The organism is Paenibacillus suaedae (assembly GCF_032337355.1).
GTDB classification, from domain to species: domain Bacteria; phylum Bacillota; class Bacilli; order Paenibacillales; family Paenibacillaceae; genus Paenibacillus_B; species Paenibacillus_B suaedae.
This window is the reverse complement of sequence record NZ_JAVYAA010000001.1, coordinates 1715302-1730905: the sequence shown is the minus strand read 5'-3', so window position 1 is coordinate 1730905 and position 15604 is coordinate 1715302. Positions and strand designations below refer to the sequence as shown.

The window sequence follows — 15604 nt, the reverse complement described above, 5'->3', positions numbered from 1 at the left end:
TCTAACAAAACTCACATATAAGCTGAATGAGAGCTCCAGATTGAATATATCGTCGTTTCGAATAACTAAAGGAAAGTCAACAAATAAAGGTAAAGATCCAGATAAGAACAATATATGTAGAGGCTAAATCAAATGAGAAGTAAAAGGCGGAGATTTTTTAAACATTTCCATATCAAGGTCAATATCAAGCTATCAGTGTTCGTCCATTGATACATGATCGTAGAACCAGAACCGAATAAGATTATTATCTGAGATTGCCGCCGAAACACCATTACAGCCTCTCTGCAGCAACCTCAAAATTATTTTCCCATGCAAACTTACAGGAGCTCATACCTCATCTTCCACTAGAACGGAATTTCTGTGTATAAGCCTTCGCATCTTCAATCGAACGAACGCGGTTGCGGCTCCATTCCAGCAGGATGCGATCCACATAACGGAAGTGCACCTTGCCTGCAAAGACGGCTTCCTTCAACGCCAATAAGATCAGTTCCTCTGGATAGTGATCCTGGTCAATCCACCCAGCTATCGTCTCACATTCCATTGGTGAAAGAGGACGACCGAATTCCTTCTCGAATATATTGAACAGATTCGGCTGATCCGAATCCGTTAAAGCAGATGATTGTCTGAGTCGCTGACGTTCCGTTCGTATCTCTTCCGTCACGATCACAGCCATTTTCTCCCATAATCCAGTCAGATTATAACGCTCATATTGAATATCCGTAGCCGCATCGATCTCCTCATCAATGCTGATAAAGCCATCTTTCAACAGGCGCTGAAGTGATTTGATCACAAGTTCTGGAGCTGTTCCCATTCGTTCCTGCAGCTCATCAATCGTCGGAAAGTCCTTCATTTCCTGCTGCTTAAAGCCTATAAGCTGAATGAGCAGCATAGCCTCCGTATCGTTCAGCTTCAATTGTCGATAACAGCGCAGCAGATGGTACGGCACACTGATGCTGCCTGATTGCATGCCTAGCGCCATCCCTTTAGCAAAGGTGCGAAAAGCGTCTCCACTCATACAATAAATCCCCTCTCCCCTTCACTACCCCTCTATTGTCTCATACGAACGGCTATTTGATAAGCACTAAATTGGCAACGTTTTCAAACAGTAGAAATAGGGCTTTGTCACTAGTGAAAAAAACGCCCCGCATCGCTGTTGCGATACGGGACGATCTTCATAAACTGTAAATCCAAGCAATATGCTTATGGGTACAAGCGATACAGTAAGCGAGGGAACGGAATTGTCTCACGGACATGATCCAACCCACAGATCCAAGCTACTGTACGTTCCAACCCGAGTCCAAATCCGGAATGTGGAACTGTACCGTATTTGCGCAGATCCATATACCATTGGTACGCTTCTGGAGACAGCTCATGCTCATTGAAGCGCTCTTCCATTAAGGCAGGATCATCAATACGCTGAGATCCACCAATGATCTCTCCGTAACCTTCTGGAGCGATCATATCCGCACACAGAACAACTTCTGGACGGTTCGGATCCGGTTTCATGTAGAACGCCTTGATGTTCGTTGGATAATGCGTGATGAATACAGGCGTCTCATACTTCTCAGCGATTGCCGTTTCATGCGGTGCACCGAAGTCCTCACCCCAAGGAATATCGTATCCTTGCTCTTGCAAGAATTTGATTGCTTCATCATACGTAATGCGTGGGAATGGCGCTACACATTTCTCCAGCTTGGAAGTGTCGCGGCCAAGCGTCTCCAGCTCTGGACGGCAGTTCTTCAGCACAGATTGTACGATATGCGATACGAATTGCTCCTGTACCTTCAGGTTCTGTTCATGATCGACGAACGCCATTTCCGGCTCGATCATCCAGAACTCGATCAGGTGACGGCGTGTCTTCGACTTCTCAGCACGGAACGTCGGTCCGAACGAGTATACCTTACCGAGTGCCATAGCAGCAGCTTCCATGTACAACTGTCCACTCTGTGTCAAGAATGCATCTTCTTCGAAGTATTTGGTATGGAACAACTCTGTCGTCCCTTCACAAGAAGAAGGCGTCAGGATCGGAGGATCCACCAGTGTGAAGCCCTTCTCATCGAAGAATTGCTGTACCGCGCGAATAATTTCTCCACGGATCGTCAAGATGGCATGCTGCTTCGGTGCACGCAGCCACAAATGACGGTGATCCATCAAGAAATCAACACCGTGTTCCTTCGGTGTAATTGGATAATTCTCTGTAATCTGAATGATTTCCACATTCGTTACAGTCATTTCAAAACCAGACTTGGAACGTGGCTCTTCACGAACTGTCCCGGTTACATACAAGGAACTCTCTTGTGTTAAGCTCTTCGCCGCTTCCCAGACTTCCTCCGGCACTTCACTTTTCACTACAACACCCTGGATAAATCCAGTACCGTCACGCAGCTGCAGGAATTGAATCTTGCCACTGGAACGCTTGTTGTGCAGCCAGCACCCCATGCGGACTTCTTCGCCCACATGACGGCTAACTTCGCGGATGACACAAGTCGTCGTCATCGATCGCTCTCTCCCTTACGCATTAATTATTTCGATTCTTGTACAAGGCGGTAAGTATCCCGTGCAATCATAAGCTCCTCGTTCGTAGGAACGACAAGAACTTGAACCTTGGAATTCGGAGTCGAAATGAGACGCGGTTCTTTCGAACGAATCTTATTCAGCTCCGGATCAATTTCAACGCCCAAGAACGTCAGCTTCTCGCATGTTGCTTCACGGATTACGATGGAGTTCTCACCCACACCTGCCGTAAATACGATCACATCTACGCCGTCCATCGCTGCAGCATATGAACCGATGTACTTGCGCAGGCGATATACATACATTTCGAATGCCAAAGTAGCATTTGGTTCGCCCTCAGCCATTGCATCCGTAATTTCACGCATGTCGCTGGACAAGCCAGAGATTGCAAGCAAGCCGCTATGCTTGTTCAACATGGAGTTGACTTCGTTGACCGTCAAGTCTTCCTTCATCATTGTGAATGGTACGACAGCTGGATCCAAGTCACCGCTGCGCGTACCCATCATCAAGCCTTCAAGCGGAGTCATCCCCATCGAAGTATCGATCGATTTGCCGCCTTCAACCGCTGTCAAGCTGCCGCCATTACCGATATGGCAAGTAATGATCTTCAAGTCTTCGAGCGGGCGTCCAACAACTTCAGCCGCACGTTGGCTTACATAGTTGTGGGAAGTCCCGTGGAAGCCGTAGCGACGAACTTTGTGCTTCTTATAGAGCACCTTCGGGATCGCATACATGTATGCCTTCTTAGGCATCGTTTGATGGAAAGCAGTATCGAATACAACTGCTTGCGGTACGTCCGGCAAGTTCGTTTCTACTGCCTTAATTCCCATCATGTGAGCAGGGTTATGCAGTGGAGCCAAATCGAACAGACGACGGATTTCCGCTTTGACTTCGGAGTCAACCAATACGGAATTGCTGAACGATTCACCGCCGTGAACGACACGGTGTCCAACAGCTTCAATCTCATTGATCGTCTTAACTACGCCAACCTTAGCATCTGTCAGCTTGTCCAATACTTTACGAATCGCAATCGTATGGTCAAGAATTTCGCTTACTTCTGTAATTTCATCCGTGTGATGCGGTTCGTGAATGAGAATGGAGGAATCCATTCCGATACGTTCTACACGGCCTGCTGCCAGTACCGATTCGTCCTGCATATCATACAGCTGATATTTAAGTGAGGAGCTGCCTGCATTGATTACGAGTATTTTCATAGTCTATCCCCATCCTTATCATACTTGAAAAATCCGACGCCCGATTTCACGCCGAGGTGGCCTGCGCGCACCATTTTTTTCAGCAATACGGACGGACGATATTTAATATCGCCGAACTCGCGGAACATGCGCTCCAACGCTGCAAGTATGGAATCCAAGCCGAAACGGTCAGCCATTTCAAGCGGCCCGTATTGGAAATTATATCCGATTCTCATCGCGCTGTCGATATCTTCTGCAGAAGCGACGCCTTCTTGCAATTCATGCAATGCCTCATTGATGAGAAGGCAGATCATGCGTGAAGTCACAAAGCCTGGCGACTCATATACCATGATGCCTTTCTTTTGCACAACTTCTTCAACGAAACGTTTTGTTTCATTGAAAGTAGTGTCAGAAGTTTTCAACCCGCGGATAATTTCCACGAGATCGACTTTGGAGACCGGATGAATAAAGTGCATGCCAATAACACGCTCAGGATACTTCGTTGAGCTTGCCATTTCTGTCAAGGACAGTGTTGATGTGTTGCTCGCCAAGATAATGCTGCTTGGACATACGCGATCCAGTTCAGCGAAGACCAATTTCTTCGCTTCCAGATCTTCAGATATTGTTTCAATTACCATATCGCATGCACTTAGTTCCGCCAGATGCGTCACTTTATGTATGCGCGAAAGAATTAATTTTTTTTCGGCCTGTGTGATTGCCCATTTTTCAAGCTGCTTATCCAGGCTCGTTTCAATCATTTCATACGCGTGATCCAGCTTCTCCGGCGATTGCTCCACCAACAGCACGTCCAAGCCTTTGACAGCAAGCATTTCTGCAATGCCTTGGCCCATTGTACCGCCGCCGATGACGCCGATCTTTTTGAAAAACATGGTTTCTTCCACCTTTCCTGTTGCTATGCTCTGCATAGTGTACCCGAGATGATGGTTTCGTTATCAGTGCATAGGTACCTCACCTTATCTTATCATGAATATGAGAGCAAAAAAGAAAAACCAGCGTGAAATCACGCTGGTAATTGTTTCTTGTCACATAACAGACACCGGAACGTATCTCCGTTCACCAATTCCTCTTCCAACAGACGCTGCAAACATCGCTCAAAAGCATCTCGGTGCTGTTCCAACAATTCACGCGTTCGATAGGTCAAATCTACCATAATCGTCTGCGTTTCTTTTGTCAAGACATCTGGTGAGAGATGTTTCAAACGTACAATGCCGAGATCCGTCAATCCTGCATTCACCATCGTCTCTACAATGTTGAGTGCTTGATCGAAGTCCCCCTGTGAGCCCGTACTACGGTTGCCGTAGAACAACTCCTCTGCTACCGATCCGCCCAGCGCAATGATGATTTGCTCCTCAAGAAACGGCTTTGTATACAGGTAGCGATCTCCCTGTGGTTGATGTCGAACATAGCCTAATGCTTGGCCGCGAGGGCTTAACGCAACTTGAGATACGCTTCCCGGCCGGACAAGCTCTGCGGCTATCGCATGTCCAAGTTCATGAATCGCCACCCGGCGTCGTTCTTCCTCATTCGTCTCTCGATCACTCTTCTCTCCCATTAACGTCTTATCAATCGCAAGCGAGAGATGCTCCATCGTAATCGCCTCTTGCTCCTGACGCATTGCATAAATAGCCGCCTCATTCAGGACGCTCTCTAATTGAGCGCCTGAGAAGCCGAACGTTTCTTCTGCGATTTGCTCCAGACTTACTTCTTCCGCCAGTGGCTTATTCGTAGCATGCAGCTCCAAAATATGCTTGCGTCCCTTCTTATCCGGCATATCTACTTGGATATGACGATCAAAACGGCCTGGGCGCAGCAATGCACTGTCCAGCATCTCTTTACGGTTCGTGGCCGCCATTACCAGAATACGCGGTGACTCATCTGCGTACAGTCCATCCATCTCCGTCAACAGCTGGTTGAGCGTTTGATCATACTCTTTTTGTTGCCCACCTTCACGCTTGCCGCCGATCACATCAATTTCATCAATGAAGATAACTGCATTTTGTTTTTTCTCTTTCTCTGCACGCTGTCTTGCTTCCTTGAACAGCTCTCGTACACGTCCCGCTCCGACACCGACATACATCTCAACAAACTCACTGCCTGACACACCAATAAATATCGCGTCTGCATAATGAGCAGATGCTTTCGCCATTAACGTTTTCCCCGTTCCTGGGGGGCCAGTTAACAATATCCCTTTCATTGGACGAATCCCGAATTTACGAATGTCATCTGGCCGTACCAGAAAATCAAGAGCTTCAATCAATTCATTCTTGGCTCTATCCTGCCCGCCAATACGCTCGAAGCTCATTTCACTAATCTGATTATTGCCTGACTTCGCACGCCCTGACGAACGCGCCAAGCCAGCTTGTCCTCTGCGATTTACAAACAGCAGAAGAGCACTAATCGCGGCAACTGCCGCGATGACCGGCCATATATTAACTCCAAGATAACTGACAAATAATATTGCTGGGATTACGATCCCTAATGCCAATTCCCAACTACGAACGGATTGCCGTTGCTTTTTCATTAGGCCATACCCCCACAGGCGATGCTTGCAAAGGAAGCAATACGGTCTTGCTTCCTTTCTCATCCTTGAGTTGAATATACACATATCGTGAATCCATTTCAGTTTGGATCTGAATACCTGGATTTTGCTGTTGCAGTTCCTTCAACCTAACAGGAATATCGCTGTATTTCTGATGTACCATTGCATCTGCAATGTCGAACATTGCACGTGACCATAACTTATCGATAAGCGGCGTGCTCTCATCATTCAAGTATTCCAATTGTACTTTTTTCCCGCTCGAATTCTGTTGCAGCTCGTCCGACACTCTTTCAATCAGGCTGCTAATATTGGTGCCATCCTTGCTCTTCAGCTTCACTTGCAGCGCATCAGGATACCATTGAACATCATACTGCGTAATTTCAGCATGCTGCTTCAATACTCGTTCCACAGGCTGCTTCACGAAATTACGTTCATACAGTGTCCAACCTCCAAATAGTACAACAGCTGTCGTGACCATAATGAGCAAAGTAGGCATGATTCGAATCTTTTTCGCCATGCTGAAACCTCCTGTTGCAAATATATATCAATACCCCTAGTAATCTATTTCTGATATATCAAGAGTATATCACATATGTCACTTCAACTATGGATGTAATGTGTACCATGATTGCCATCGAAATGGAGTTACTCCAATACAAAAAGCGCTGCTGCTTCGTATAGCGTACAATATGTACGTCATATGCAAAGCAGCAGCGCCGCAAAATCGCCTATTAATCGTTATTGGCTAACATTGAATACGTTATTTATTAGGCAGCGTATAGACATCCCCTATTGAGGAACCATTCGCAAATGAATAGAAATGATAGAAGTAATGAACAACCCCTTGTTCATCCTTGCGTTTGACCAATGCCTGCCATACATATTGATCATCCTTAAATGCTGGCGTAATGCGGATTACATCCGCATCTGGATATTGGGCTTCTATCTGGGCTTGAATCGTCTCTTTAGAGGTTGATTCCGCCATAGGAGTTACCTTATCAGGGAGTACCCACACGGTCTGCTCCTTACCATGTTCGTCAGTTCCCCGCACCATGTATACGACTTGATCCCATACACCCTTCTCCACTTCTGTCACATTTACGAGCTTCACTGCTTCATTCGCCCGCTTTATTATTTCCGCTTCCTTGACCCGTTCGTCCTTATTGATGTATTGCACATACTGATAAGTGGCGAAGAACAATCCGACTAGAAATAAGAGAACGAGTACCGGAATCAACCACTTCCAATGCGACCTCCGGCGTACGCGTCTTCTCTGCATGAATTCTCCTCCTGCCTATCTTGCCAGCAAGCCATCAAAGCATTGCTGCGCCTCGCGAAGGATTCGTTCTTCATCCATCGTCAAACATTCCCCATTCTTCACAACCTGCTTGCCGTCAACCCATACATGCTTGACATCTTTCGCAGACGCTGAATATACCATGTGGGATACCAAGTCGGTATGTGGCAGGAAATGAGGCTGATCAATATCTACCGCAACGAAGTCAGCCTTCATGCCTACTTCAAGCGCTCCAATATCGTCAAGACGAATGGTCTGCGCGCCATAGATCGTACCCATGCGCAGCGCCTCTGCAGCAGGAACTGCAGTTGGATCGCCGGACACCCCTTTATGAATCAAGGCCGTAAGGCGAATTTCTTCGAACATATCCAGATTGTTGTTGCTTGCTGCACCGTCCGTACCCAAGGATACAACAACACCCGCACGCAGCATCTCAGGAACACGAGCGACACCGCTCGCAAGCTTAAGGTTGCTTCCTGGATTGTGGGATACCGCAACTTGATACTTCGCAAGCGTCTCAATCTCTTCGTCCGTCAAATGAACAGCATGCGCAACGAAGGAAGGACGGGAGAAGAATCCGAGCTTCTCCAAATGCGCAACCGGACGCATTCCATAATCCTTCACATTCTGTTCAACTTCTGCCTTTGTCTCTGACATATGCGTGTGCAATGGCAAATCCAGATCATGAGCAGCCTGTACGAAGCTCTCAATAAAGGCTGGAGGACAAGTATACGGAGCATGCGGCGCCATAATCGTACGAATGCGGCCATCTGCCTTCCCATTCCAATCCTTCGCGAATTGAATCGCCTCGTTCAGCTTCTCGCGCTGTACATCCTCTGGGCATAAGCCAATCGCACCGCGCATAAGCGATGCACGGATACCGGATTGCTCACATACCTTCGCTACTTCGTCCATGTAGTCATACATATCTACGAAGGTTGTTGTACCGCCCTTCAGCATTTCGATCACAGACAGAGCTGTTCCCCAATAGACATCATTGGCCGTGAACTTGCCTTCCATTGGCCACATTTTCTCCTGCAGCCATGTCTGAAGCGCCAAGTCATCACCATACCCTCGTAGCAATGACATTGCAGCATGCCCATGTGTATTAACAAGGCCTGGAATGAAGAATAGACCTTTGCCATCGATGATTTCAGCATCAGCTGCTGCATATTGCTCTGGCAGCTCCGATCCAATATGAACGATGCGATCATTCTCAACAACCATGAACCCATGGAATGAGGACTGCTTCGCAGTTGGAGACAAATCGGCGAACATGCCGTTTTTAATAATGATTCGGTGTGTCATTCGGCGGGTACTTCCTTTCCATTATCAGATAAATAATAAGCCAAACTGAACAAATCCGTTGTAAAATCGGCAGTATGCACACGGATATTCGAAGGAACCCTCAAAATGACAGGCGCAAAGTTCAAGATCGCTTCTACTCCCGCCTCTACAAATTGATCAGCTACATACTGAGCTTCTGTAGCAGGAACCGTGATAATCCCGATACGGATTTGCTTCTCGCGTACCGTCGTAATTAGGTCAGACATCGGCTGAACTTTCAGGTTATTTATCTCGGTATTGATTTTGGATTCCTGTGCATCGAACACTGCAACGATCTTCATATTATCTTTCAAGTATACGGTGTAGTTACAGAGTGCGTGACCTAATTTACCTGCACCGACCAATCCAACATGGATAACTTGATCCAGTTTCAAAATATGTCTGATTTGTTGAATCAAATACGATACATCATACCCAATGCCCTTGCGGCCGAAGTCGCCGAAATACGCTAGATCCTTCCGAATTTGCGCAGGATTCAAGTTCAGCTTCTGTCCCAAATCTTGAGAAGAAACTGTGAGCACTTCTCGCTGCTTCAATTCCAATAGATGACGTAAATACACGGGTAATCGCCGAACGACAGCTTCTGATATCTTTAGTGCTTTCATTCTGAACAAGCCCCTCTCATCGCTCTCCAATGCCTCTTTGATTATGGTCTAGCCACGTATCAATACGTGGTACAAGTTGTTCTGTTGCCATATGCTCCATTTTTGGGCCAGGCAGCGAGTAAAGAAAATGTTTGCCGTAGCTTGTCTCTATTACACGAGTGTCATAAATGATGACAATTCCCTTATCCTGCGTCGTACGCACAAGGCGGCCGAATCCTTGCTTGAAGCGAATTACAGCCTGTGGGACGGAATATTTGCGGAATGGATTCTGATTCATCCGCTTCAGCCGATCGCACTTCGCTTCCACGAGTGGATGATTCGGTGGCTGGAATGGCAGCCGTACAATCGCAAGACATGTCAACGCATCTCCTGGAATATCAACGCCTTCCCAGAAGCTGCTCGTTCCTAGCAGGACTGAATTCGGCTGATCTCGGAATCGGCGTGTCAGCTTGCTTCGGTTGCCGCTGTCAATCCCTTGTCCCAGCACTTGAATGCCATGCAGGCTAAGCGCCTCCTTCAGCGGTTCATACACATCCCGCAGCATGCGGTATGACGTGAATAAGACAAGCATACGTCCTTCTGTTACCTTGGCTACATCAGCCAAGGACTGCATCAGCGTCGAGTTAAACTTGGCATCTGATGCTCCCTTCACACTAGGGAAGTCACGCGGGATGACAACAAGTGCTTGCTCCCGGTAGTTGAACGGCGACGGAAGTATGACCGTATTTAGACGACCATCCCGTTCCGTATCCTTCAAGCCAAGCTGTTCAGCTACGAATTGGAATGATTTATCAACGGACAATGTAGCCGAAGTTAAGATTACGCTCTTCTTCGGCTCGAAGAAGTATCGCTTCAGCGCTTCGCTTACATCGACAGGGACCGCATACATTTGCATTGATTTATGCTTGTATTGGAGATTGCCTTCCATCCAGTACACGGTATCCGCATCCTTGCCTTGCATAAATTCACGGAATTCATCGCGAAGCTGCCCTATGTCCTTGAATAAACCTGTCACATCAGCCGTGACGCCCTGCACTTCATCATCATCATAATCTTTCCATTCATTGACGAGCTTCTCCCCCGAACGAACAATATCACTTAAACGCGTGTGAATATCGCCTTCGAGCTCCGATACGGAGCTCCATCCATCAGGACGATTGCCAGATGGCAGCCGGAGAACAGCTTGCCCGCCTTCCGCCTGCCCCGCTTCATTCATGGAAGGAAGCATTTGATAGAGCAGCTCATGCAGCCGATCCCATTGATCCTTAACATCGACAAGCTGTGTTAACAGCTTCTCGATCCCTTCAGCCCATACGAGCGCTTTTTCATTGCCTGACAAGCGAAGACGCTGCTGCAGCAATACAAGCGCACCATTCTTGCTGTCTTTGAACAATTGGGTCAGCGGATGAATGAGTGAAAAATATTGCAAGTGAATGCCTAAATGTTTGCCTGCCGTTTCTTCGAAGTGATGTGCTTCGTCTACGACAAGCTGCTCGTATGCGGGGAGCAAACGATGCTCCGCAATTACGTCCGTAAACAATAGGGAATGATTCGTTATAATAATGTCCGATAAATTCGCATCATTCTTCGCCCGGTGGTAGAAGCACCGACGGAACCAAGGACATGCGCGATTCAGACAGGAATCACTATCACTGGCAACGGTATCCCAGAAGTCTGCACCCTTATGAACGAAATGCAGTTCTTCGTCATCTCCATGCTCCGTCTGACTGAGCCACACCAGCATTTGGGCAGCTGTCAAACTATCATCGCGTGCATGTACATACTCTCTATTACTTATTTTATGTTCAAATTTTCTCAAACACAAATAGTGACTGCGGCCTTTTAATACGGATGCCTTAAATGGAACCGGCACAATCTTCTCCAAGAGCGGCAAATCACGCTGTCTCAGCTGTTCTTGCAGATTGATTGTGTGAGTGCTAACAATCACTTTGCTCTCTTGAGAAACACTCTGATATATGGATGGCAGCAAGTACCCAAGCGACTTGCCGGTACCAGTACCTGCTTCGATTAGCAGGTGATGTTCTTGTTCGAAGCACTCCATCACTTCATTGAACATCTGCTCCTGCGATTCGCGCGGCTCATAATTATCCAAACGGCTTGCCAGATTCATCTTAACCTGATCTAGGAACTGAGCGAAGGTTACTCCCTTAAGTGGGTTCTCTGCTGAAGAATCACGCGGCGCCTCCGTCTCTGTCCAATCCGCTTGCTTCAACGTCAATTGGCGGAACGGATAATACCCTTCTTCTTCTGTCCAATCAGACACCTCACGCTCCTGAAGCTTCTCTGCAAGCAGCCATTTCAAATCCCGCTCCTCTTGATCGCCAAACACATCAACGACGCGCTGTAGCGTCAATAATGGAAGCTGGTCAATCGCTTCTAAGCAGCGAATAAATATATCTGCTGTCGCCCTCGCATCACTGTCTGCTTGGTGCGGGCGATCATGAACAATCCCCATCTCATGTGACACAGATCCAAGCTGGAAGGAAGGCAGCGATGGAAAGAGGATGCGAAGCAGTTCAATTGTATCTAATATACGACCTGTGAACGGCAAATATCCTGTCTGTTCCAGCGCCCTGCATAGGAATTGATAATCGAAGGCAACATTATGGCCGACCAGTACGACATCCCCTAGCAAAGGGACAAGCCCCGTCATGGCATCATCAATATCCGGAGCATCCTTCACATCTTCCCCGGTAATGCCAGTGAGCTGCGATATAAATTCCGGTATGGGAACAGTTGGCCGCACAAGCGTATGATATTCGCGTTCTATCTTCAAATCATGGCCAAGAATAACCAAACCAATTTGAATTATTTCATCGTTCGGCTGACTGCCGGTCGTCTCAAAATCCAAAACAGCAAATCTCATCTCAATAGCTTTCCTCTCACAATTTCTGTTCTTAGCATAACAGATGTTCAGGCGTTTGGAAATGACTAGAGGGAAACATCTGTGCGTATTTTTTCCACACAGTCGTTCCCCTCCGATGTCATGAATCATTGATATTACTTGCATGTTATTGGATATGCATCATGTGCTCGCCGCCGAGTTCAAAATGACCGCTTTTGGACTGGCATACCTTCAAATTCATAATCGGTTCCGGCAGAGCTGGATCCCATTCATGCGCCTTCAGGAAGCATGCTTCTGCCTGTGCAAACTGATGCTGCTTCGCATGAATGCAGCCAAGCGCATTGCAGGCAATGGCCTTCATGCTGTTGTTGTCAGTCAAAGGTATGATAAGTTGAAAATGATGTCCTGCTTCCTGACAATTCCCTAAATGCAAGTGCGACATCGCCAAATACGCGCGCACCTCGATATTCTCTGGCTGAATCTTAGCCGCCTGTTCCAAAAACATAACTGCTTCCTTATACATCATGAGCAAATAATACCCCTGACCCCGCTGATAGGGATCCCCATAGTCCGGAATAGCTATTTTGCTCTCCTTCACTGGGCATGGCTGTACGGGTACTGAGCTTCCCTTGCCTGCTTTGGGCCTTAACAATGACAGACGCTCTTCAAAGCGCAGCCATTCCTCCACAATATGGTCACTCATGGAGCGAAGCAGCGACACTTGATGATCGAGTTCCTGTTTTTGCTTTCCCTTCGCATGCGGGTATTGAGCAATCACTTCATCCAACAGTTCATTCATGGTCTCGAATACATGTTGCAGCACGATTCCATCCCACCTTCACAAGTGTTGCGTATCGTTGTCTTATCGGCTCACGTTCATTGTGTGTCTCACAGCTAAGTTTCATTCGGTGCTCCAACGATTCCCGTGCGCTGGCTTCCGTTGTCAGCGAAGCAGAGCAGCAATACGTCCTGCATGGTAGCGCAAGCAAGCAATTCGGCCATAAATCATGCCCCTAATCGAAATGCATTAACGAATGGTTGAATGCTCTTCTGTTAGATTCATTACTTCAACAGGCTTGTTATCTCCATCAACAAAAACAATATTCGGCTTGTATTGACGTGCCTCTTCATTCGTCATGGATGCGTAAGAAATAATAATGACATTGTCCCCTGGTTGTACCAATCGAGCTGCCGCACCATTCAAGCAAATCACCCCTGAATGCTTAGGCCCTGGAATCACGTAAGTTTCTAAGCGAGCTCCATTATAATTGTTTACGATCTGAACTTTTTCATTCGCCCAAATATCAGCCAGCTCCATTAAATGCTCATCGATCGTAATACTGCCAACATAGTTCAGATTTGCTTCTGTCACCGTAGCACGGTGAATTTTGGATTTCATCATTTCGCGCATCATTTAGTTCACCCTACTCTCCATGAGTTAACATACGATTATCAATTAATCTTGTCCGACCGAATTTGACTGCAAGTGCAATCAAAATATTGGTGTTTCGCTGATTTAGCGACATCTCCGGCGCCAGTGGCTCCAAATCTGGGAAGCTCAATACTTCAACATAGTCGATGTCTGCCAGCGGCTGCTGTGCTATCATATCCTTCATCTTCTGCTGAAGCATTGGGGCTGTCAGCTGCGGATTCTCTTCAAGCCAGACGTCAACTTGACGCAGTGAGCGGGATAGTACGAGCGCTTGCGCCCGTTCTTCCTCAGACAAATACACATTGCGCGAGCTCATTGCCAGACCATCTGCTTCGCGTACAATCGGACATGGAACAATCTCAACTGGGAAATTCAAGTCCTCCACCATGCGCTGAATGACAGCAACCTGCTGTGCATCCTTCATACCGAAGAAGGCTTGATCTGGCTGCACGAGGTGGAACAGCTTCGTAACAACGGTTGTCACACCGTCAAAGTGAACCGGACGCGTAGCACCACACAGCGGACTTGTAATGTCATCCACATGCACTTTGGTTTTGGTAGGTGTAGGATACATCATGTCCGGTGTTGGCATGAATACGATATCCGCACCATGCTTCTTCGCTACCGCCAGATCCCGTTCTTCGTCACGAGGGTACTTCTCATAATCTTCGTTCGGCCCGAACTGTATCGGATTGACGAATATACTTAGGACTACAATATCGCATTGACTGCGAGCCTTGCTTAACAAGCTCGCATGCCCATCATGCAAATACCCCATCGTCGGAACGAAGCCAATGGTTGGGTCTCCGTCCGGACGTCTATGTTCAAGCTTCATGCGACGCAGCGCGTCTCTCAGCTCTTGTATGGAATGTACTGTGATCATGGTGTCTGCACCTTCCCACTTCCGTATAATTGTCCTGCCAATTCCTCATCTGCAGCGAATACATGCTCCTGGGCTGGGAATGTGCGCTGCTTCACTTCTTCTACATAAGAAGCAAACGCTTCACGAATGGTCGTTCCTACATCCGCATATGTTTTTACGAACCGCTTAGGACGATAGTCTGCATCATATCGTACGATATCATGGAATACGAGCACCTGCCCATCACATTTGACACCGGCTCCGATTCCGATTGTCGGAATCTCTAGCCGTTCTGAGATATATGCAGCCACCTCATCCGTCACAAGTTCTAGTACAACACCGAAGGCTCCCGCCTCCTGCAGTGCTAGGGCATCTTCAAGCAATCGCTGTGCATCTTCCATCGTCTTGCCTTGGATTCGATAGCCTCCAATTTGATGTACCGATTGCGGTGTCAAGCCGATATGTCCGAGTACCGGCACACCTGCCTGCACACAAGCCTTGACCATAGGTGCAATCTCCGCTCCGCCTTCCATTTTCACAGCTGTTGCGTGTCCTTCTTGCATAATGCGGCGAACCCCATTCAGCGTCTCAGCCACCGTGCTGTGGTAAGTCATGAATGGCATATCAGTCACAATAAACGTGTTCGGCGCTCCCCGGCGCACTGCGCGGGAGTGGTATACCATATCATCGATCGTAACCGGCAATGTAGAATCATAGCCTAGCACGACATTGCCCAAGGAATCACCGACGAGGATAATATCGACGCCCGCTTCCTCTGCCAATCGAGCAGTAGGATAATCATAGGCTGTCACCATGGCAATGGGTTCGTTTTGTTTTTTCATCGTTTTCATTTTGACAATACTTAGCGGCTGCTTCGGTTTGTTCATTCTTTCTTCATCTCCTTCAACGTCTCTTAGGCGCATTTCAA

General features: G+C 47.4%; 14 protein-coding genes. All 14 read right to left on the bottom strand.

Annotated elements, in window-relative coordinates:
• Positions 1 to 334: 334 nt before the first annotated feature.
• A complete protein-coding gene (locus RQP50_RS07765) occupies positions 335 to 1015 on the bottom strand; it encodes a DnaD domain-containing protein (RefSeq protein WP_072727994.1) in 681 nt (226 codons plus the stop codon).
• Positions 1016 to 1200: 185 nt separating this feature from the next.
• Entirely contained in the window at positions 1201 to 2496 is a 1296-nt protein-coding gene (gene asnS / locus RQP50_RS07760) for an asparagine--tRNA ligase (RefSeq protein WP_315744423.1), read from the bottom strand.
• A 26-nt stretch (positions 2497 to 2522) separates the two neighbouring features.
• A complete protein-coding gene (locus RQP50_RS07755) occupies positions 2523 to 3728 on the bottom strand; it encodes an acetate kinase (RefSeq protein ID WP_072727991.1) in 1206 nt (401 codons plus the stop codon).
• On the bottom strand, positions 3725 to 4597 hold the full coding sequence (locus RQP50_RS07750) for a 3-hydroxyacyl-CoA dehydrogenase family protein (RefSeq protein WP_021254644.1): 873 nt from the start codon (positions 4595 to 4597) through the stop codon (positions 3725 to 3727). Before RQP50_RS07750 ends, RQP50_RS07755 begins: the two co-directional genes overlap by 4 nt.
• Positions 4598 to 4728: 131 nt before the next feature.
• Complete coding sequence (locus RQP50_RS07745; protein WP_021254645.1) at positions 4729 to 6249, bottom strand: AAA family ATPase; 1521 nt, start codon at positions 6247 to 6249, stop codon at positions 4729 to 4731.
• Positions 6221 to 6784, bottom strand: a complete 564-nt coding sequence (locus tag RQP50_RS07740; RefSeq protein ID WP_315744419.1) for a quinolinate synthase — start codon at positions 6782 to 6784, stop codon at positions 6221 to 6223. Before RQP50_RS07740 ends, RQP50_RS07745 begins: the two co-directional genes overlap by 29 nt.
• Before the next feature lie 243 nt (positions 6785 to 7027).
• On the bottom strand, positions 7028 to 7546 hold the full coding sequence (locus RQP50_RS07735) for a hypothetical protein (protein ID WP_021254647.1): 519 nt from the start codon (positions 7544 to 7546) through the stop codon (positions 7028 to 7030).
• A gap of 15 nt (positions 7547 to 7561) precedes the next feature.
• Positions 7562 to 8872 (bottom strand): amidohydrolase, encoded by a 1311-nt coding sequence (locus tag RQP50_RS07730; RefSeq protein ID WP_315744418.1) that lies wholly within the window; start codon positions 8870 to 8872, stop codon positions 7562 to 7564.
• A complete protein-coding gene (locus RQP50_RS07725; protein WP_021254649.1) occupies positions 8869 to 9516 on the bottom strand; it encodes a redox-sensing transcriptional repressor Rex in 648 nt (215 codons plus the stop codon). The genes RQP50_RS07730 and RQP50_RS07725 overlap by 4 nt, the downstream gene beginning before the upstream one ends.
• Positions 9517 to 9532: 16 nt before the next feature.
• A complete protein-coding gene (dinG, locus tag RQP50_RS07720) occupies positions 9533 to 12403 on the bottom strand; it encodes an ATP-dependent DNA helicase DinG (RefSeq protein WP_315744415.1) in 2871 nt (956 codons plus the stop codon).
• 145 nt (positions 12404 to 12548) lie between these two features.
• A complete protein-coding gene (locus RQP50_RS07715) occupies positions 12549 to 13205 on the bottom strand; it encodes a tetratricopeptide repeat protein (RefSeq protein WP_021254651.1) in 657 nt (218 codons plus the stop codon).
• A gap of 204 nt (positions 13206 to 13409) precedes the next feature.
• Positions 13410 to 13796 (bottom strand): aspartate 1-decarboxylase, encoded by a 387-nt coding sequence (gene panD / locus RQP50_RS07710; protein ID WP_021254652.1) that lies wholly within the window; start codon positions 13794 to 13796, stop codon positions 13410 to 13412.
• A gap of 10 nt (positions 13797 to 13806) precedes the next feature.
• Positions 13807 to 14697 carry a pantoate--beta-alanine ligase gene (gene panC, locus RQP50_RS07705; protein WP_315744411.1) on the bottom strand — a complete coding sequence of 297 codons (891 nt, stop codon included), beginning with the start codon at positions 14695 to 14697 and terminating at the stop codon, positions 13807 to 13809.
• Entirely contained in the window at positions 14694 to 15563 is an 870-nt protein-coding gene (gene panB / locus RQP50_RS07700; protein WP_021254654.1) for a 3-methyl-2-oxobutanoate hydroxymethyltransferase, read from the bottom strand. The genes panC and panB overlap by 4 nt, the downstream gene beginning before the upstream one ends.
• Between the last annotated feature and the right edge of the window lie 41 nt (positions 15564 to 15604).